Origin of the sequence: Streptomyces lasiicapitis, from assembly GCF_014646335.1 — a bacterium.
Classification (GTDB): domain Bacteria; phylum Actinomycetota; class Actinomycetes; order Streptomycetales; family Streptomycetaceae; genus Streptomyces; species Streptomyces lasiicapitis.
Map to the genome: position 1 here is coordinate 12,598 of NZ_BMNG01000011.1, position 18,814 is coordinate 31,411.

Consider the following 18,814-nt stretch of genomic DNA (forward strand, 5'->3'; position numbering starts at 1 on the left):
CGCCCTTCTCGTGCGCGTACGCGGTGTCTACTTGCGCATGACCTCCGGCTCGTGGCGGCGCAGGAAGCGGGCCACGAAGAAGCCGCAGAGGGCGCCGAGGGCGAGCAGGGCGGCCATGTCCATCATGTAGGCGCTTGCGTCGTGGTCCCACAGCGGATCCGTGGCGCCCGGGTCGTCCGGGTTCGGGCTGATCCGGTTGAAGTCCAGCGTCGCGCCGGCGGCGGCGACGGCCCAGCGCGAGGGCATCAGGAACGAGAACTGGTTGACGCCGACCGTGCCGTGCAGGATGAACAGGCAGCCGGTGAACACGACCTGGATGATCGCGAACATGACCAGCAACGGCATGGTCTTCTCCGCGGTCTTCACCAGGGCGGAGATGATCAGGCCGAACATCATCGAGGTGAAGCCGAGGGCCATGATCGGCAGGGAGAGCTCAAGGAGCACCTGGCTGCCCAGGACCAGGCCCTTCTCCGGGATCTCACGGGTGGAGAAGCCGATCACGCCGACGAGCCCGCCCTGCAGCACGGTGATCGCGCCGAGGACGATGACCTTGGACATCAGGTACGCGGACCGGGACAGGCCGGTCGCGCGCTCCCGTTCGTAGATCACCCGTTCCTTGATCAGCTCACGGACCGAGTTGGCGGCGCCCGCGAAGCACGCGCCCACCGCGAGGATCAGCAGGACCGTGGTGGCCGTGCCATTCGGGATGATCTTGCCGGTCTTCGGGTTCACCACCGGCAGCAGGCCCTTGTCCGGGTCGATGAGCAGGCTCACCGCGCCGAGTACCGCGGGCAGGATCACCATCAGTGCCAGGAAGCCCCGGTCGGAGACGATCACGGACACATAGCGGCGGATCAGGGTGATCAGCTGTGAGCCCCAGCCCTGCGGCTTGGGCGGGCTGATCGACTGCGGCGGCGGCATGTGTACGGACTGCGCGGCGACGGCGTCGATGTCCGCGGCGTACATCTGGTAGTGCTGCGAGCCCTTCCAGCGGCCCGCCCAGTCGTAGTCGCGGTAGTTCTCGAAGGCGGAGAAGACGTCGGCCCAGGTGCTGTAGCCGAAGAAGTTCAGGGCCTCCTCGGGCGGGCCGAAGTACGCCACCGAACCGCCCGGCGCCATCACGAGCAGCTTGTCGCAGATGGCCAGCTCGGCCACCGAGTGCGTGACGACGAGGACCGTGCGGCCGTCGTCGGCGAGGCCGCGCAGGAGCTGCATGACGTCGCGGTCCATGCCCGGGTCGAGGCCCGACGTGGGCTCGTCCAGGAAGATCAGCGACGGCTTGGTGAGCAGCTCGAGGGCCACCGACACGCGCTTGCGCTGGCCGCCGGACAGGGACGTGACCTTCTTGTCCTTGTGGATGTCCAGCTTCAGCTCGCGCAGGACTTCGCCTATGCGCTGCTGGCGCTCCTGCTCGCTGGTGTCCGCGGGGAAGCGGAGCTTGGCGGCGTACTTGAGCGCCTTGTTGACGGTCAGCTCCTTGTGCAGGATGTCGTCCTGCGGGACCAGACCGATGCGCTGACGCAGCTCGGCGAACTGCTTGTACAGGTTCCGGTTGTCGTAGAGGACGTCGCCCTGGTTGGCGGGCCGGTAGCCGGTGAGCGCCTTGAGCAGGGTGGACTTTCCGGAGCCCGAGGGGCCGATGACCGCGATCAGCGACTTCTCCGGGACGCCGAAGGAGACGTCCTTCAGGATCTGCTTGCCGCCGTCGACCGTGACGGTCAGGTGGCGCGCGGAGAAGGAGACGGCACCGGTGTCGACGAACTCCTCGAGGCGGTCGCCGACGAGGCGGAACGTCGAGTGGCCGACGCCGACGATGTCGTTCGGGCCGATCATGACCGTGGACGACTTCGCGATCGGCATGCCGTTGACGTACGTGCCGTTGTGCGAGCCCAGGTCGCGCAGCTCGAAGCGGCCGTCGGGCGACGCCGTGAACTCCGCGTGCAGACGCGAGACCTGGAGGTCGGAGACCACCAGCTCGTTCTCCAGGGCGCGGCCGATGCGCATCTTTCGGCCAAGCGAGAACTGGTGGTACGTCGTCGGGCTGCGGTCGCCGTAGACCGGCGGGGCCCCCGCCGCGCCGCCGGATCCCACGCCCGCGCCCGGGCCCTGCTGCTGCGGAACGTGGCCCTGGCCCTGACCTTGCTGCGGCCAGGCCTGCTGTTGCTGCGGCATCTGCTGCTGGGGCGCCTGCTGCTGCATCTGTTGCTGCTGAGGCGCCTGGTAGTGCGGCGCCTGATGCTGCGGCGGTGCCTGATGCTGCGGCTGCTGGGCCTGCCCGGCCCAGCCGGGCGCGCCCTGCTGACCGGCCTGGCCGGGAGCGTGCTGCGGCGGCGCGTGCTGCGCCTGCGCTCCCGGCGCGGACATGGCCGCCGCGGCGGCGCCGGAGGCGCCACCGGAGAGGACCAGTTGCGGTCCGTCGGTCGCGTTGCCCAGGTGGACGGCCGATCCCGGGCCGATTTCCATCTGGTGGATCCGCTGCCCCTGCACAAACGTGCCGTTGGTGGAGCCGTGGTCCTCAATGACCCAACTGCGGCCGCCCCAGCTGATCGTCGCGTGGCGCCAGGAGACCCTGGCGTCGTCCAGCGCGACGTCACCCTGCGGATCACGCCCAAGGGTGTATGCCCTGGACGAATCAAGCGTCCAGGTCCTGCCATTCAATTCCAGTACGAGTTCCGGCACTCCATGCCCCACTGAGTTGTCCCCCGAGTTGCCCCCATCATGGGGAGTCTAGGGATGTCGAACATCGGGAGGAACTATTTCAGGCGGAGGCCTCTGACCGAAAGTCGGGCCTTGTGAAGACTGCGTACGGGCCACTATGACTGCCCCGTTGACGGGGCAGATACCGCCCCGGAGAGTAGTAAGGGCTCTCAGCGAGTACGGATAGCGTGCATGTGCGCGCATGCCACTCATGTCGCTCATGTCAGCGATGCCTGTCATGTCTGTCATGTGTTTCATGCGCCCCACGAGTTCCTTCGCGCGCGTTCGTCACCAAGAGAGCGATGCGCGCTGCGAGCTCGGGGGGTCCCATGGAGACCGGCCGGTACGAGGACGTGCGGGAGGGTGTGCCGCGGCGGGTGCCCTGGGGGGATGTGCTGATCTCCGCCGTCGCCGCGGTGAGCTGGGCACTCATCGGCATGGCGGGCACGGCCGCGCTTGGGCTGCATCTGCTCGGCGCGGACGCGGCGGGGTCGCTCGGGCCGATGACCGCGGCTGCCGTCGCGCTGGGCGTCGGCGGATCCATCACCCCTTCCGGTGATGTGTCGGCCTTCGGCCTCAAGGGCGCGGAGGCGACGACGGCGATCGAGGTGACACCGCTCGGGGTGAGTCTCGTGGGCGCCGTGTTGCTCGCCCACTTCTTCTTGCGTTCCTTGCGCAGTGCGGGAGTTGTGATCTCTCCGGCCGAACTGGCCGCCCGCGCGGGCGCGGTGATCGTCCTTTTCCTCACCATGCTCGGCGGTCTCGCCTGGGCCGGACACGATGTCATCACGATCGACGGCAAACAGCTCGGCATCGACAAGGGAATCGACAAAGGCCTCGACAAAGGTCTGGACAATCTCCCCGGAGGTATCGCCGACCGGATTCCCGACGGCTTGAAGGACATCGGCGGCATCGGGGACATCGGCGGGCTGCTGCCCGACCGCCTGAATGATCTTGTCGAGGCGAAAGCCGCGGTGGGTTTCACCGTCGACACCGGGGCCACGCTGCTCGGCGGCGCGGTCTGGGTCGTCGTCGTACTGCTCATCGCCATGCTCGCCTCCCGCCGCACTCCGCTGCCGCCCGGACTCGGCGTCCTGCACCGCGTGGTGCGGCCCGCCGCTTCCGCGCTCGTCACGGTGGTGCTGATGGCCGTGGTCGCCGGGGTCGCGGCCGCGGGGTACGCGATGATCGGCGACGAGAATCCGAAGCGGATCGCGGGCGGCGCGCTGCTCGGCACGCCGAACGGTGTGTTCCTCGGGCTGCCCGTGGGGCTCTTCGTTCCGTACGACGGCGAGGTGTCGGGCCCGCTGGCGCGGTTCCTCCCCGACCCCGTGGACGATCTCCTGAGCGGCGACACGAACAAGCCACTGACGCTCGGGCGGCTCGCCGAACTGGACGGCCGGGTGTGGCTGCTCGCGGTGGCCGCGGTGCTGATGATGCTGTTCGCCGGGGTGCTTACGGCAGTGCGGAGCCCGTTGGTACGGGACGTGGGCGCCGTCGGCTTCGCCGTCCGCTGCGGGCTGTGGCTCGGCCTCGTCACCGCCGTCGCCCTGCCCCTGATGGCCTGGCTGACTGCCGTGTCGGCGGACGCTTCGATGTCGGTCTTCGGCTTCGACGCGTTCGGGGCGGGGCTTGAGCTGCACGGGAGGCTGGGGATGGCGGTGCTTCTCGGGGCCGTGTGGGGGGTGGCCGCGGGGGCGGCGGGGGCGTTGCTGGCGCGGGCTACGGGCGCGGCCGGCGGGCAGGCGGCGCCGTTGGCGCTGGCCCTGGCAGGGGTGGCTCCCGCCGGGGTCGGGCGGGACTCGGAGCCGGCGTCTCCTGTGCCTGGTCCCTACCGGGAGAGCACGCCTTACCGGCCGCCTCGGGCGGAGACGAATCCTTACCTGCGGGTGCCGGAGGAGGTACGGGACCGGGGGGTCGGGCCGGCGGGTTCGCCTGGCGGCGGGGCGGCTGGGCCTTCGGGTGCGGGGGCCAGGCGGGGTGCGCCTCTGCCTCCGCCTCCGTCGACGGGCGGTCCGCCGCCGCGGGCGGGTGGGGTGCCTCCGCAGGCGCCTACGGTTGCGGGGCCGGTGCTGCCGCCGTCCGGGGAGCCCCCCAAGCGGGGACGCCGCGGGCGCCGCGGGGAGGCGGGCTGGCCTCAGTCACCGCCTCCACCATCACCTCCGCCACCACCTCCGGGGCGGAAGGGCTGAGCGCGGGCCGGGGGTGTGGCGTAGGGCTGGGGCACGCCCCTACCCGCGCGGCATCGGCCCCGCCGACCTGGGCTGTGCCCCTCCGCACGTTGTAACGGCTCGGCCTTGAGGTGTGCCCCTCCCCACGCTGTAAACGGCACGGTCGACCTGGGCTGTGCCCACCCGTTGCCGCCCCTGGCGGCCCAGATGCCCACAGCGGAGGGGGCGGGCGGCCTCTCGCGGCACCGGAGGCCCGGCCTGCCCGTGGGGGCGGGTGGCCCGGTCGGGCGGCTCCGGCGTGAGGGTTGATGTTCCGGTGAACGGGTGGGAGAGAGCCGTCGCGGCAGCGGTGGGAGAGGGCCGTGCCCACCGTGCCGCAGGCGAAGGAACCCCGTAGCCCGGTAGGTGAACGTGGCCCCATTCGCCGGAAACCGCAGGGCAACGGGAGCCCCAGCGTCCGGGGGGAGGCCGTCCGAGGGCCGGACATCCCCACCGCCGCACAAGCGCGGCCAGCTACCGTGGGGATCACCATGAGTGCCTCGACGCCACCCACGCACCCCGACGCGCCCACGCCGGAAGGCGCCCGCGCACCCGAGCCGGAGGGCACGCCCACGCCCACCCCGGCACCGGCCCGGGAAGCCGCCCCGACGGCCGCCCCGGAAGCCACCGCAGAAGACGCCCCCGTCGGCCAAGGCGCCCACCTCGGCCAAAGCCTCGGCGAAGGCGCCCACGCCAGCCTCCCCACCCTCCTCGTAAAGATCTTCGGCAAGGACCGCCCCGGCATCACCGCCGGCCTCTTCGACACCCTCGCCGCGTACTCCGTCGACGTCATCGACATCGAGCAGGTCGTGACCCGTGGCCGGATAGTGCTGTGCGCCCTGGTCACCGCGCCGCCGGCCGGCATGGAGGGCGATCTGCGGGCCACGGTCCACAGCTGGGCGGAGTCCGTGAAGCTGCAGGCCGAGATCATCTCGGGCCGGGGCGACAACCGCCCGCGCGGCCTGGGCCGGTCCTTGGTCACGGTGCTCGGCCACCCGCTCAAGGCCGAGTCGACGGCGGCGATCGCCGCCCGCATCACGGGCACGGGCGGCAACATCGACCGCATCTTCCGCCTCGCCAAGTACCCCGTGACAGCGGTGGAGTTCGCCGTCTCCGGCACGGAGACCGAACCCCTGCGGACGGCGCTCGCGACGGAGGCGCACGCCCTCGGCGTGGACGTCGCGGTGGTGGCCGCGGGCCTGCACCGCCGCGCCCAGCGCCTGGTCGTGATGGACGTCGACTCGACCCTCATCCAGGACGAGGTGATCGAGCTCTTCGCCGCCCACGCGGGCTGCGAGGAGGAGGTCGCCGCCGTGACCACGGCGGCCATGCGCGGCGAACTCGACTTCGAGGAGTCCCTGCACGCCCGCGTCGCCCTGCTCAAGGGCCTGGACGTCTCGTCCGTGGACAAGGTCAGGACCGAGGTCCGGCTGACCCCGGGCGCCCGCACCCTCATCCGCACCCTCAAGCGCCTCGGCTATCAGGTCGGCGTCGTCTCGGGCGGCTTCACCCAGGTCACCGACGACCTCAAGGAGCGTCTCGGCCTGGACTTCGCCCACGCCAACACCCTGGAGATCGTCGACGGCAAGCTCACCGGCAGGGTGACCGGCGAGATCGTGGACCGCGCGGGCAAGGCGCGGCTCCTTCGCCGCTTCGCCGCCGAAGCGGGCGTACCGCTGGAGCAGACCGTGGCGATCGGTGACGGCGCCAACGACCTGGACATGCTCAACGCCGCCGGCCTGGGCGTCGCCTTCAACGCCAAGCCGATGGTCCGCGAGGCCGCGCACACCGCTGTGAACGTGCCCTTCCTCGACACCGTCCTGTACCTCCTGGGCATCACCCGCGAAGAGGTCGAGGCCGCGGACATGCACCTGGACCACGACTAGGGCGCGCTCCCCCGGACACGGCACAGAGCCCGGCGCCCCCTCGGCGCCGGGCCCTCTCATGGGTCGGGAAAGCTGGTCTGCCGTTACTCCGACGGCGCCCAGTAGTCCACCAGGGTCGCGGTGCCCGGCTCCAGGGCCTTCCACGATCCGGTGTACGTCAGGACGGCGTAGGCCGACGTCGGGAAGCCGCGGCGGTTCATCCGCACCTGGGCGTCGCCCTCGGCTTCACCTGCCAGGACGTCGGCGAGGCCGTGGACTCCCGGGTTGTGGCCGATCAGGATGAGGTCCCGCACGTCGTCGGGGGTTTCGTTGAGCACGGCGATCAGCTCGCCGGGTGAGGCTTCATAGATCCGGTCCTCGTACACCGTCCGAGGCCGCTCCGGGAGCTCATGGACGGCGAGCTTCCAGGTCTCGCGGGTCCTGGCGGCGGTCGAGCAGAGGGCCAGGTCGAAGGCGATGCCGGTCGCGGCGAGCTGGCGGCCGGCGACGGGGGCGTCCCGGCGGCCGCGGTCGGCGAGCGGGCGCTCGTGGTCGGAGATCTCGGGCCAGTCGGCCTTCGCATGCCGGAAGAGGACAATCCTGCGGGGTTCTGCGACGCTCATACATTCCAGCTTCGCATGAAACACGCCACCGGGCGCAGGGAGTTGACGGGCTCCGCCAGCAAGGGTGACGGGGCTTTCGTCACGTGACGCACGAGGTGGGGGCCCTGCCGACGCCGCTCCGGGCGCCGCGCACGCCCTCGCTCACGATCTTCGGGCCGGTCCAGGGGGGCAGGGACCGGAAGGCGTCGCGCCGGGGATCAGGCCGCGATGCGCAGCAGGTCCCTGACTCGCTCCAGCAGGTCCGACACCGCGGGCTCGCTGCTCGCCGCGTGGGCATCGGCCGGGTTCAGTATCAGCAGGAGCAGGGCCGCGAAGGCGATGGCGGGCAGCGCGATGGCCCACCAGGGAAGCTGGATCTCGATGCCGGCCGGCTTCGCCTGGTCCGCCGGGTCGCGTCGAGTGTGCGCACGGGCCGACATGCCGCCTCCATGGTCTTCGAGTGCTTCGCGCCGCGTCTTCGCGGCCACATCTCGAAGGTACGGAGTCCGGCTCCCTCAACCCATCCGGTGATCCACCCAGTTAACCCTGACACTGACCCCCTAGGGGATGGTGGTGCTAGCCCCACCATCCGGTCGACGCGGGGGTGAGCCCCGCCTGCTGAGGGGTCGTCAGGGCGAGGCCACCGTCGCGACGATTCCGATGATCACGGTGATGGCCAGCATCGCGCCGAGCACGATCAGGAGCTTCTTCTGGCCGTTCTGGGGGTTCGGGTCGAGCACTGGCATGGGCCAAGTCTCGCACCCCGCGCGCGGACCGCGACCGTCGGGGTCAGGCCCCCGCCGGAGCGGCCGCCGCCTTCGCCGCCACCTCGTCCTCGACGGTGCGGTCGCGGCCCGCCAGGATGCCGACGGCGATCTGCGGCACCATCAGGCACGCCATGAGCGCGATGGGCAGGCCCCAGCCGCCGCTGTGCTGGTAGAGCACGCCGACGAGCAGCGGGCCCGGGATCGAGATCAGATAGCCGGTGCTCTGCGCGAAGGCGGAGAGCTTGGCCACGCCCACGCTGCTCCTGGCGCGCATGCCGACCATCGTGAGGGCCAGCGGGAAGGCGCAGTTGGAGACGCCGCACAGCAGCGCCCACGCCCAGGCGCCGCCCGCCGGGGCGAAGTACAGGCCCGCGTACCCGGCGAGGCCGCAGGCGCCGAGGGCGACCACCACGGGACCCTGGTGGGACAGTCGCGTCGCCACGCGCGGGATGACGAAGGCGAGGGGCACGCCCATGGCCATCGTGACGGCGAGCAGCACACCGGCCTCGCCGGCCGGCACGCCCGCGTCCCGGAAGATCTGCGGCAGCCAGCCCATGGTGATGTACGCGGCGGTGGCCTGGAGGCCGAAGAAGCAGGCCAGCGCCCAGGCGGTACGGCTGTGCGTGATGCGCATGCCCTCGTCCTCGCGCGGAGCGGCCGACGGCTTCCGCCCGGTGGCGGCACCCTCCCGCCCGGTGGCGGCACCCTCCCGCCCGGCGGCGGCCCGCTCCTGCCCGGCCACGGCCGGGTCCGCACCACGCCGGCGGGCCAGCGGGATCCACGGCACCACGGCGACGACGGCGAGCGCCGCCCACACGGCGAGTCCGGTGCGCCAACTGCCGCCCAGGGCGTCGGTCACCGGCACCGTGACGGCGGCGGCCAGCGAGGTGCCGAGCGCGAGGGCCATCGAGTACAGGCCGGTCATCGAGCCGACGCGGTCCGGGAACCAGCGCTTGACGATCACCGGCATCAGGACGTTGCTGACGGCTATGCCCATCAGCGCGAGCCCACTCGCGGCCAGGAAGCCGACGGTGCCGCCAAGGAAGGGACGTATCAGCAGGCCCGTGGCGATGGCCGCCATGCCCGCGCACACCACGGCGCTGGGGCCGAAGCGCCGGGCGAAGCGCGGCGCGAGGCTCCCGAAGACCGCGAAGCACAGCGGCGGCACGGAGGTGAGGAGGCCGGCCAGGGTGCCGCTCATGCCGAGCCCGTCGCGCACCTCTTCGAGGAGCGCGCCGAGGCTGGTGATGGCGGGCCGCAGGTTGAGGGCCGCGAGGACGATGCCGACGACGACCAGCCGCGTCGCCCACGCGCGCGTGGCGGACGCTTTCTCGGCCGCGGCGGCCGCTGCGGCGGACTCCGCGTGGGCCTGCCCGTTGCCGCCCCCGGCACCGGTGCGGGCCACCGGGACCTCGGAGCCCGCCGACGTCACCGCCATGGCCTCCGTAACCGCCGTCGCCTCCGTAGTCGTCGCCTTCGTAGTCGTCATCTTCGTGGTCGTCGTCTTCGCTTCCTCGCTCGCCATGAGAGCCATCATAGAATCATGGGATGATTGGCTGTCCAATCCATTGAGCCCGCGGCCCCCTGCCGCGTGCTCCGCCCGACCGCCCGTCCGCTCGTCCGCTCGTCCGAAGGAACGTCATGCCCCTGACCACGCCTCGCCGCTCGGCCCTCTCCGAGCAGGTCATCTCCGAGCTGCGCAACCAGATCTCGTCCGGCGAGTGGCCGGTGGGCTCCCGTATCCCGACCGAGCCCGAGCTGGTCGAGCAGCTCGGTGTGGCACGGAACACGGTGCGCGAGGCGGTCCGCGCCCTGGCCCACAACGGCCTGCTCGACATCCGGCAGGGCTCGGGCACCTATGTGGTCGCGACCAGCGAGCTGGCGGGCGTGATGCAGCGCAGGTTCGCCGACGCGAGCCCCCGGCACATCGCGGAGCTGCGCGCCACGCTGGAGTCGAGCGCGGCGAAGCTGGCCGCCGAACGGCGCACCGACCGCGATCTGCGGCAGCTCGACACCCTGCTCGCGCGCCGCGAGGAGGCGTGGGCGTCGGGCGACGCCGAGGCGTTCGTGGCGGCCGACACGACGCTGCACCTGGCCGTGGTGGCCGCGTCCCACAACGACGTCATGACGGCCATGTACGCGGACCTCGGCGAGGTGCTGCGGGACTGGCTGCGCGAGGACATCGGCCGTGAGCTGACCCCGGAGGCGCACATGGACCACAGCCGGCTCGTGGAGGCGATCCGCGCGCGGGACGCGGAGGCCGCGGCGGCGGAGGCGGCGAGCTATCCGTACCTGTGCCGCCCGGAACGCCTCGCGGCGGACGGCTGAGGCTCGACCGGCTGACGGTTAAGGCTCCACGGCTGACGGCTGACAGCCCCCCCCCCCCCCCCCCCCCGGCCCTCAGCGCTGATGGCTGACCCAGACCGACCGGATCTCCTTCCAGCACCGCCCGGTGAGCCGCACGGTCGCGGCAGGTCCCGCCGCGACCGGATGGCTGTCGCTGTCGACGTCCCACCAGCGGTCGCACTCGACGTGCAGCCGGACCCGGTCGGTCTCGGGGTAGGGGTTGTGGCAGTACGCGACGGCGGTGGACCCCTGGACGCTGCTGCGGCACTCGGCGCCGAACGGCCGGTCGTCGGGCGCCGGTTGCGCGGGTTGCGCCGGTTGCGCCGCCTCACCCCCGCGCCCGCCCTCGGCGCGGTGGGTCACGGCCCCGCCGGCCCCGTGCGACACGGCGTCGTAGGGCAGGGCGACCAGGAGGGCGAGGGCGGCGAGCACCGCACCAGGTGACCAGCGCACACTTCAGGGTGCGCGGTCCGGGCCCGCCCCCGCCCGGTCAGACGGCCGAACGGGCGACGCCCCGCCTCCCGCGCACTGCGGGAAACGGGGCGTCGGCCACGTACAGAGAAGACGCACGACAACCAAAGAAGACGTACGACAACGTACGAAGATCCTGCTCAGGCACCCATCATGTGGACGCCGCCGTCGACGTGCACGACCTCGCCCGTCGTCTTCGGGAAGAAGTCCGACAGGAGGCCGACGACGCCGCGGCCCGCGGGCTCCGGGTCGGCCATGTCCCACTCCAGCGGGGAGCGGGTGTTCCACACGTCCGCGAGCTCCTCGAAGCCCGGGATGGACTTGGCGGCCATGGACTTGATCGGGCCCGCCGAGACCATGTTGACGCGGACGTTGCGACCGCCCAGGTCACGCGCCAGGTAGCGCCCGGTGGACTCCAGGGCGGCCTTGGCGACGCCCATCCAGTCGTACTTCGGCCAGGCGATCGAGCCGTCGAAGGTGATGCCGACGACCGAGCCGCCGCCGCGCTTCTCCATCAGCGGGAGCAGCGCCATGGTGAGCGACTTCAGGGAGTACGCCGAGACCTGGAGGGCGGTCGAGACGTCCTCCCACTCCGCCTCCAGGAAGTTGAAGGCGCCCTGCGGGCCGAAGGCGATCGAGTGGACGATGCCGTCGATGCCCTCGTCGTCGCCGAAGTACTCGTTGACCCGCGCGGCCAGCGAGTCCAGGTGCTCCTTGTCGGTCACGTCCATCTCGATGACCGTGGTGGGCTTGGGCAGCCGCTTGGCGATGCGCTCCACGAGCGTGACACGGCCGAAGCCGGTGAGGACGACCTCTGCGCCCTGCTCCTGGGCGACCTTGGCCGCGTGGAAGGCGATGGAGCCCTCCGTGAGGACGCCCGTGACGAGGATGCGCTTGCCGTCGAGAATTCCGCTCATGGTGATCAGTGACCCATGCCCAATCCGCCGTCAACCGGGATGACGGCTCCAGTGATGTACGAGGCGTCGTCCGACGCGAGGAACTTCACCGTGGCGGCGATCTCCTCGGGCTTGGCGTAACGGCCGAGCGGCACCTGCGACACGATGTTCGCGCGCTGCTCGTCCGTCAGCACCTGGGTCATGTCCGTGTCGACAAACCCGGGCGCGACGACGTTGAAGGTGAGGTTGCGCGACCCGAGCTCCCGGGCGAGCGAGCGCGCGAAGCCGACAAGGCCGGCCTTGGAGGCGGCGTAGTTCGCCTGGCCCGCCTGGCCGAGCAGCCCGACCACGGAGGAGATCAGCACGACGCGGCCCTTCTTGGCGCGCAGCATGCCGCGGTTGGCACGCTTCACGACACGGAAGGTGCCGGTGAGGTTGGTGTCGAGGACGGACGTGAAGTCCTCCTCGGACATGCGCATCAGGAGCTGGTCGTTGGTGATGCCCGCGTTGGCGACCAGGACCTCGACCGCCCCGTGCTTCTCCTCGATCTCCTTGTAGGCCTGCTCCACCATCTCGGAGTCGGTGATGTCGCACTTGACAGCGAGGACGCCCGCCGCGGTGAGGTCCTTGGGCGGCTCACCCGAGCGGTAGGTGATCGCGACCTTGTCGCCGGCGTCGGCGAACGCGCGGGCGATGGCGAGGCCGATGCCCCGGTTTCCTCCAGTGACGAGAACCGAGCGGCTCAACGGATCACCCTTTCCTTGGCTGTGTGGTCTCCCGAAAACCTATCGGTACCGTGCGCCATACGGAGAATCGGCGACCGACAGTGGCGTAGATGAGTCGCTGTTGGATCCCTACAGAAAGGTGTGGCCACCGTACGGTTCGCGCGCCATGATCGGACAGACCGGCCACGGACACCGGCAGCACGTCTGCAGTGCATCTGCAGCACACCGGCAGCACATCGGCGACAGACATCTGGCAGCACTGGCGACAGCAGGGAGACATTCCGTGCCTCATTCCATCGATGAAGCCTTCACGGCGTTGCCGCTGAGGGCACTCGCCGACGCCGCGCTGGCCCGCGCGCGGGCGCTTGGCGCCGAGCACGCGGACTTCCGCTTCGAGCGGGTGCGCAGCGCGGCCTGGCGGCTGCGGGACGCCAAGCCGGCCGCGTCCTCCGACACCACGGACCTGGGCTACGCGGTGCGGGTGGTGCACGGCGGGACGTGGGGCTTCGCGTCGGGCGTCGACCTGACGATGGACGCGGCGGCGCGCGTCGCCTCGCAGGCCGTCGCGATGGCGAAGCTCTCGGCCAAGGTGATCAAGGCGGCCGGGTCGGACGAGCGCGTGGAGCTGGCCGGTGAGCCGGTGCACGCGGACAAGACCTGGGTGTCGTCGTACGAGATCGACCCCTTCTCCGTGCCGGACGAGGAGAAGACGGGGCTGCTCGCGGAGTGGAGCGCGCGGCTGCTCGCCGCCGAGGGCGTCGCGCACGTCGACGCCTCGCTGCTCACGGTGCACGAGAACAAGTTCTACGCGGACACGGCGGGCACGGTGACCACCCAGCAGCGGGTGCGCCTGCATCCGCAACTGACCGCCGTCGCCGTCGACGAGTCCAGCGGCGAGTTCGACTCGATGCGCACCGTCGCGCCGCCGGTCGGCCGCGGCTGGGAGTACCTCACCGGGTCCACCTGGGACTGGGCGGGCGAACTCGAGCGGATTCCCGGGCAGTTGGCGGAAAAGATGCGGGCGCCGAGCGTCGAGGCGGGCCAGTACGACCTCGTCGTCGACCCCTCGAACCTGTGGCTGACGATCCACGAGTCCATCGGCCACGCCACGGAGCTGGACCGCGCGCTCGGCTACGAGGCGGCGTACGCGGGCACCTCGTTCGCGACCTTCGACCAGCTCGGCAAGCTCGCGTACGGCTCGTCCCTGATGAACGTGACGGGCGACCGCACGGCCGAGCACGGGCTCGCGACCATCGGGTACGACGACGAGGGCGTGGCCGCGCAGTCCTGGGACCTGGTCAAGGACGGCACCCTCGTCGGCTACCAGCTGGACCGGCGCATCGCGAGGCTCACCGGCTTCGACCGCTCCAACGGCTGCGCGTACGCGGACTCCCCCGGGCACGTCCCGGTGCAGCGCATGGCGAACGTCTCGCTGCAGCCGGATCCCGGCGGGCTCTCCACGGAGGACCTGATCAGCGGCGTGGACCGGGGCATCTATGTGGTCGGCGACCGGTCCTGGTCGATCGACATGCAGCGCTACAACTTCCAATTTACGGGTCAGAGGGCATACGCGATCCGGAACGGCCGCATCACCGGACAGGTCCGGGACTTTGCATACCAGGGGATCACCCCCCAGTTCTGGGGCTCCATGGAGGCGGTCGGAGGGCCCCAGACCTACGTCCTGGGAGGGGCTTTCAACTGCGGAAAGGCCCAGCCGGGACAGGTCGCCTCCGTGTCCCACGGGTGCCCGTCCGCACTGTTCCGGAGTGTGAATATCCTCAACACTGCGAACGAGTCCGGCCGCGACTGACTGAGCATCAGGGCGAGGCCGAAGTCTGCACCAGATCGACACGCGGTCACGGCGAACCTCTACGCCACGTCGTCCCAGTCCTCGATGTCTCCCTCCGAGGGAGTCAGCGAGGGCGGGACGATGAGGCCTTTAAAGGGCTCCAGCTTCAGCCCCAGGCGGTTGTGCATGGTCCGGGCTCCCCGATCCATGGCCCTGCGCACGAGGTGCCCGTAGACGAGTTCCGTCGTCCTGGTGGTGCGGTGCCCGACCCATGCAGCGATCTCGAACAGCGGGATGTCGGCATGGATCGCTTCGGAGACGAAGAAGTGCCGGAAGCTCTTCGGCGTGTACTTCGGAGTCCCCGCCAGCTTGGCCGCCGCCTTGAACTGGTCGAGGAACCAGTCATAGGACGGGTGGCGATCATTCAGCCTGGGGGATTCGAAGAACCAGCCCCGGTCGCCCCACGTGCCGAACGTGTCGATGTGATCGTTGAAGATCTCGTTGATCGATTCGGGCACCGGAGTCTGTCGCGCTTGATCAAAGGTGCGGTGCTTCGTGCCCCTCTTCACGCCGCGCCGATAGCCGGAGATCTCTTGGCAGCCGTAGGCGGAGACCTGGTGATCCACAGCGAGGATGCTGCTCTCCCAGTTCACTGACTCGTCGGACAGCGCCAAGGACTCGCCGGGACGCGTCCCGCAGCCCGCCATGGCCCAGAAGCCAGCGCGGATGAGCTTGGGAGATTCCGCGATGATCCCCAAGACCTCTTCCATGGTCGGGATGTCCTCGTCCGTGACGGGCGTCATCTGCTGACCGGAGCGCCGCCGGGGGTTCGCCTTCTTGCATGGATTGCGGCCGATGATCTCCGCCGCTACCGCGTAGTTGAAGACGGACGACAGGACGTTCTTGCGTCCGTTGATCCCGGACTCCTTGTAGCCCCTCTCCTTCTGGTCGGCCTCCCACTCCTGGATGGTCGACGGGGTGATGCCGCCGACGGGCTTGCTCCCGAAGAACGGCCCGTAGTGGTTGTCGTAGACGCTCTGATAGTTCCTCTTCGAGGACTCTTCGAGGGTTCCCGCCTCCACCCACTCGTGCCAGATCGCTTCGAACGTCCTCTGCCCCGCCTTGGGGTTGATGTACGTCCCCAGGTCTTTGTCCCGCTCGACCTTGACCGCGAAGGCCTCCGCGTCGGCTTGCTTCTTGAACGACACCTGTCGCGGCTTGCCTGCCCTGCCCCCGGGCTCCCGGTACGTGACTCGGTACGGCTTGTGGGGGCACGTCGGCTTCTTGCGCCGGGGGCAGGTGCAGTCTTCTCTCTTGATGGTCGCCACGCTTATTCACCCTCCACATGTTGATTGGTTAGCGGCTCATTGCGGAAGCTAGCCAGCCCTCATCCGAGCGTCAACCCAGTTGTGTAGATCGCGAGTTCGGAACCGAACGTGCTTGCCGACCTTCAGGTACGGGATGCCCCAGCGCCGGTACGAGTCCATGAGCACCCGCTTTGTCACCCCCAGTTCGACAGCCGCCTCTTCCGGCGTCATAAGGAGGTTGCTACCGCCCCTCACGGCATCTCCTCCCGCCCGTACGCCCTGTCGTCCTCTAGGGCCTCCGCGTAGAGCCGTCGGGACTGCGTGAGTTCTTCGGCGATGCTTGCGGCGAGCAGGGCAGCGCCGGGGGTGTAGCCCGAGCCGACGTAGCGCCATGACGCCTCCGTGACCGTGTCAGGGTCGTCGAGCGGATCGGGCCCGCCCCGTTGATGGTCAGCACGCTGGGCACGCAGAGCCGTGTACGTGGTCGAGTAGCGCCGAGACTTGGTGAGCACGTGGCCCCGATAGCCGAGCGTGTGAGCCCACGCCCGCAGCCGCAGGTGCCGCAGCTCCGCGAGGCCGCCCAGGCGCCAGCAGGTACCCATGAGGGCTCGCACGTGCCCCGAGACAGCCGCCGCTCGGATCTCATGCAGCCCTGAGACAGCGTGATCGAGTCCGGTGCCGGTGTCGGCGGCTCCTTTGGTGACGTACTTGGCCACGTACGCGGCCACCGCGTCATCCGAGAGCCCTTGATCATCACCAAAGGCCCGGATGGGACGTACGTCCAACTGCGCGCCGAAGCCCAGCAGTTCGGTCCCGTAGGCATCGGATTCGGGCACCCGAACGCTTGCCGCACCAACCGCCGCCGTAACCGCCTCTGCGAGGAGTTCCTCAGTCGCCCACTCCGGGGGCTGGTCCTCCGGTCCGGCCGGACCATCGAGGCGTACCACTGCGTGGAAGTGCACGGCGGCGCGTTGCTGGTACTCAGCGACCTTCGCGAAAGACACCACCACGTGTGCGCCGAGTCGCGAGCGGGGGATGCCTGCCACTGTGGCCAGGTGACGGCGCACACCGGTAGTGAAGCGGTCCCATAACCGCCCGGCGTGCGCGTGCCACAGCACATGGCCGACGTAGTCATAGCAGTCCACGCACAGCGGTAAGCCGACCAGCGAGTCACGATCGGTGTGCGCCAAGTCGCACCCTTGCGGACGCCCGTGCTCGCAGCGCGGGTCTTCGCGGCGCGGTCGACAACGCTCGCCGTCAGCCGCACGGTGCACCGAGCCGAAGCCTGGTGCTGTCAGCGTGACGAACAGCCGGGGCCGCTCCCTCACCGCATCCGGCACGCTCTTGCCGCCAACCAGGCCGGAGCGGACGAGCTGGTAGGTGTCCCCGGCATGCAGCCATGAGCACGGGGCGCAGACGCTCCCTCGCCGGTTGCGACAGCGCAAGGCCAGCCGCTCACCCGGTTCCTGGTCAGTCGAGTACGAAGCCAGCACCTCACCCGATGTCGCCTCACAGGTGACGGTAGAACCGGCCAGGTAAACCGGATGGGCACATCCGCCTATGGCCTTGATTTGCTCCAACCACCGGGCGAAATACGGCTCATGGACCAACCGTATGAGATCACGGTCCTCTTCTGAGAGGGCCTGTAGCCGTTGCTCCCGCGCCAGTTCGGCGGATCGAGACAGCGCAGTCGCACTGCGCTGCAATGCGGGTTCGGGGCGGGAATTGATGCCAAATTCGGCAGACATAGCGAGACCTCCATAGCCTCAAGTCGGGAAGTAGGTAGCGGATGTTCATGGGAACTCCTCTAGTTCGTCTGACTGGACGTCAACAGGTCACGCGCCCGAGTCAGGCGCACAGCAACTTGCCCATTCAGGCTACGCGTCGATGCTCGTGACTACCCTCGAATATTCCCTTGCGCACGGAGGCCGGGCAGCCTCTCAGCTCCCTTGGTCCTATGGGAACTTCCGGCCGAACGAGCGTGGCGGAGAGTTTCTTTACTTACTCAAGGGCGCGCCTGCGGCGCGCCGGGCGGCTCTTCGGCCGCCTCGGCCGGGCGTGCGGCCTTCGGCCGGTCCCGTCCGGTCGGCCAAGCCGCCCTCACAGCACAGGCCGAGATTGAGGTTCAAGCCCGTTGGCCGGGGCCGACGGCCTACGAGGCTTTAGGCAGCCGCCATGGGGCGAGCCTCTAAGATCGGGGGCCCGATCGGGCCAGTGTGGGCAGGCAAGGAGCCAGCCCGATTCGCGGCCAGCGTAAGGGCCCCCGATCACTCGCCCCATGGCAGCTCCCGCCCAAAGCCTCTACGGCCGGCGGCGCGTTCACCTGCGCCGATCCACCAACTCAGGCTCAGCATGCGACACCCCCTGCCCTGGCCGTCCTGACGCCAGGAGAGCCGAGGAGGGGGCTGCTGATCTAGAGGAAGACGGCTCCGCAGGAGCAGCGCCACCCGCCACCCGGCAGGGGCACCTTGGGCCCGTTGCATTCCTCATGCGAGTTCTGCAAGATCACAGGGCTTCCTCCCATATGCCGTTGCACTTGGGCAGCTATTTCCCTCTGCTTGTGGAAGTTCGCGAGTGCCTTGAGTTGCCTCTTCTGCCAGGGAGTCGCTGGGCGCAGAGACAGCCGGTTCGCAACGACCTCAAAGCCGCTGGGCCGGACCAGGGTCACGCGCCTCCCATCCAGGTGCTTGATCTTCCACGGCAGCCCAGTCCCCCGGTCATAGACTGCCGCTCCGACCTCTGGCGTCCATTCCGTTGGGGATGCCATCACCCCTCCTTACCGCAGGAGCACCGCTGATCTCTCGGGCCGTAGTTCTTCGGCTTACGGCATGCAGGGCAGTCCTTAAGGACTCTCAGCGGATTCGTCATTCCGACCGCCCCATTCGACCGGCATCCGATGCTGCGACCAAGGCGTTTCCGAGCAGCTTCGCCGCATGAACGTTGCAGGCGCCCAGAACGATCAGAGGCACCACCCTGCTCTCATCCAGGCGCAGTCCAGGCAGGTTGATCCCCAGTTCATCGAGGGCCTTGCGGAGCTTCGCCTCAGCGTCCGCCGCCATCACAGACACGCTCTTCCCCTCATCCATAGCCTTCCCCTGAGCTCGATTCGGTTGACAGTCAGTCAACTCGCCTTGGATGC

16 protein-coding genes are annotated in these 18,814 nt (G+C 69.8%); 4 read left to right on the top strand and 12 right to left on the bottom strand.

The window, feature by feature from the left end:
- Positions 1-27: 27 nt before the first annotated feature.
- Positions 28-2,679, bottom strand: a complete 2,652-nt coding sequence (locus tag IEY91_RS23635) for an ABC transporter ATP-binding protein/permease (RefSeq protein WP_373288003.1) — start codon at positions 2,677-2,679, stop codon at positions 28-30.
- Between the two features lie 347 nt (positions 2,680-3,026).
- Here IEY91_RS23635 and IEY91_RS23640 point away from each other — a divergent pair, with 347 nt between their 5' ends.
- Positions 3,027-4,889, top strand: coding sequence for a streptophobe family protein (locus IEY91_RS23640; protein WP_189175811.1), 1,863 nt, complete (start codon positions 3,027-3,029; stop codon positions 4,887-4,889).
- Positions 4,890-5,398: 509 nt separating this feature from the next.
- The gene (gene serB, locus IEY91_RS23645; RefSeq protein WP_229697189.1) at positions 5,399-6,793 is read left to right on the top strand and encodes a phosphoserine phosphatase SerB; all 1,395 of its coding nucleotides are present in this window, start codon (positions 5,399-5,401) and stop codon (positions 6,791-6,793) included.
- 83 nt (positions 6,794-6,876) lie between these two features.
- Here serB and IEY91_RS23650 read toward each other — a convergent pair whose 3' ends face one another.
- The 4 genes from IEY91_RS23650 to IEY91_RS23660 all read right to left on the bottom strand — a co-directional run bounded on the left by IEY91_RS23650 (position 6,877) and on the right by IEY91_RS23660 (position 9,630).
- A complete protein-coding gene (locus tag IEY91_RS23650; protein WP_164326109.1) occupies positions 6,877-7,395 on the bottom strand; it encodes a SixA phosphatase family protein in 519 nt (172 codons plus the stop codon).
- A gap of 197 nt (positions 7,396-7,592) precedes the next feature.
- Complete coding sequence (locus IEY91_RS23655) at positions 7,593-7,814, bottom strand: hypothetical protein (RefSeq protein WP_164326108.1); 222 nt, start codon at positions 7,812-7,814, stop codon at positions 7,593-7,595.
- A gap of 189 nt (positions 7,815-8,003) precedes the next feature.
- The gene (locus tag IEY91_RS42380; RefSeq protein ID WP_106967776.1) at positions 8,004-8,120 is read right to left on the bottom strand and encodes an SGM_5486 family transporter-associated protein; all 117 of its coding nucleotides are present in this window, start codon (positions 8,118-8,120) and stop codon (positions 8,004-8,006) included.
- 43 nt (positions 8,121-8,163) lie between these two features.
- The gene (locus IEY91_RS23660; RefSeq protein ID WP_373288011.1) at positions 8,164-9,630 is read right to left on the bottom strand and encodes a CynX/NimT family MFS transporter; all 1,467 of its coding nucleotides are present in this window, start codon (positions 9,628-9,630) and stop codon (positions 8,164-8,166) included.
- Positions 9,631-9,782: 152 nt separating this feature from the next.
- On the opposite strand from IEY91_RS23660, the gene IEY91_RS23665 reads away from it, so the two are divergent.
- Entirely contained in the window at positions 9,783-10,469 is a 687-nt protein-coding gene (locus IEY91_RS23665; RefSeq protein ID WP_189175615.1) for a FadR/GntR family transcriptional regulator, read from the top strand.
- A 72-nt stretch (positions 10,470-10,541) separates the two neighbouring features.
- Here IEY91_RS23665 and IEY91_RS23670 read toward each other — a convergent pair whose 3' ends face one another.
- The 3 genes from IEY91_RS23670 to fabG all read right to left on the bottom strand — a co-directional run bounded on the left by IEY91_RS23670 (position 10,542) and on the right by fabG (position 12,600).
- Positions 10,542-10,940, bottom strand: a complete 399-nt coding sequence (locus IEY91_RS23670) for a hypothetical protein (RefSeq protein WP_229697191.1) — start codon at positions 10,938-10,940, stop codon at positions 10,542-10,544.
- A gap of 158 nt (positions 10,941-11,098) precedes the next feature.
- A complete protein-coding gene (gene fabI / locus IEY91_RS23675; protein WP_164326105.1) occupies positions 11,099-11,875 on the bottom strand; it encodes an enoyl-ACP reductase FabI in 777 nt (258 codons plus the stop codon).
- Between the two features lie 5 nt (positions 11,876-11,880).
- Positions 11,881-12,600, bottom strand: a complete 720-nt coding sequence (gene fabG / locus IEY91_RS23680; RefSeq protein ID WP_189175616.1) for a 3-oxoacyl-[acyl-carrier-protein] reductase — start codon at positions 12,598-12,600, stop codon at positions 11,881-11,883.
- 262 nt (positions 12,601-12,862) lie between these two features.
- On the opposite strand from fabG, the gene IEY91_RS23685 reads away from it, so the two are divergent.
- Positions 12,863-14,389, top strand: a complete 1,527-nt coding sequence (locus tag IEY91_RS23685; RefSeq protein WP_189175617.1) for a TldD/PmbA family protein — start codon at positions 12,863-12,865, stop codon at positions 14,387-14,389.
- A 59-nt stretch (positions 14,390-14,448) separates the two neighbouring features.
- On the opposite strand, the gene IEY91_RS23690 is transcribed toward IEY91_RS23685, so the two are convergent.
- From IEY91_RS23690 to IEY91_RS23705, 4 genes are all read right to left on the bottom strand, one after another.
- Positions 14,449-15,696, bottom strand: a complete 1,248-nt coding sequence (locus IEY91_RS23690) for a tyrosine-type recombinase/integrase (RefSeq protein WP_189175618.1) — start codon at positions 15,694-15,696, stop codon at positions 14,449-14,451.
- A gap of 48 nt (positions 15,697-15,744) precedes the next feature.
- Positions 15,745-15,906: a helix-turn-helix domain-containing protein gene (locus IEY91_RS23695; protein ID WP_189175619.1), complete on the bottom strand. Its 162-nt coding sequence runs from the start codon at positions 15,904-15,906 to the stop codon at positions 15,745-15,747.
- Positions 15,907-15,926: 20 nt separating this feature from the next.
- On the bottom strand, positions 15,927-17,423 hold the full coding sequence (locus IEY91_RS23700) for a replication initiator (RefSeq protein ID WP_229697192.1): 1,497 nt from the start codon (positions 17,421-17,423) through the stop codon (positions 15,927-15,929).
- Positions 17,424-18,539: 1,116 nt separating this feature from the next.
- Positions 18,540-18,761: a hypothetical protein gene (locus tag IEY91_RS23705; RefSeq protein WP_189175620.1), complete on the bottom strand. Its 222-nt coding sequence runs from the start codon at positions 18,759-18,761 to the stop codon at positions 18,540-18,542.
- Positions 18,762-18,814 lie beyond the last annotated feature (53 nt).

Coding starts and splice junctions, on each gene's coding strand:
- fabI (WP_164326105.1), bottom strand. CDS start 11,875: ATGAGCGGAATTCTCGACGGCAAGCGCATCCTCGTCACGGGCGTCCTC.
- serB (WP_229697189.1), top strand. CDS start 5,399: ATGAGTGCCTCGACGCCACCCACGCACCCCGACGCGCCCACGCCGGAA.
- IEY91_RS23655 (WP_164326108.1), bottom strand. CDS start 7,814: ATGTCGGCCCGTGCGCACACTCGACGCGACCCGGCGGACCAGGCGAAG.
- IEY91_RS23640 (WP_189175811.1), top strand. CDS start 3,027: ATGGAGACCGGCCGGTACGAGGACGTGCGGGAGGGTGTGCCGCGGCGG.
- IEY91_RS42380 (WP_106967776.1), bottom strand. CDS start 8,120: ATGCCAGTGCTCGACCCGAACCCCCAGAACGGCCAGAAGAAGCTCCTG.
- IEY91_RS23705 (WP_189175620.1), bottom strand. CDS start 18,761: ATGGATGAGGGGAAGAGCGTGTCTGTGATGGCGGCGGACGCTGAGGCG.
- IEY91_RS23650 (WP_164326109.1), bottom strand. CDS start 7,395: ATGAGCGTCGCAGAACCCCGCAGGATTGTCCTCTTCCGGCATGCGAAG.
- IEY91_RS23660 (WP_373288011.1), bottom strand. CDS start 9,630: ATGACGACTACGAAGGCGACGACTACGGAGGCGACGGCGGTTACGGAG.
- IEY91_RS23665 (WP_189175615.1), top strand. CDS start 9,783: ATGCCCCTGACCACGCCTCGCCGCTCGGCCCTCTCCGAGCAGGTCATC.
- IEY91_RS23695 (WP_189175619.1), bottom strand. CDS start 15,906: ATGACGCCGGAAGAGGCGGCTGTCGAACTGGGGGTGACAAAGCGGGTG.
- IEY91_RS23700 (WP_229697192.1), bottom strand. CDS start 17,423: ATGTCTGCCGAATTTGGCATCAATTCCCGCCCCGAACCCGCATTGCAG.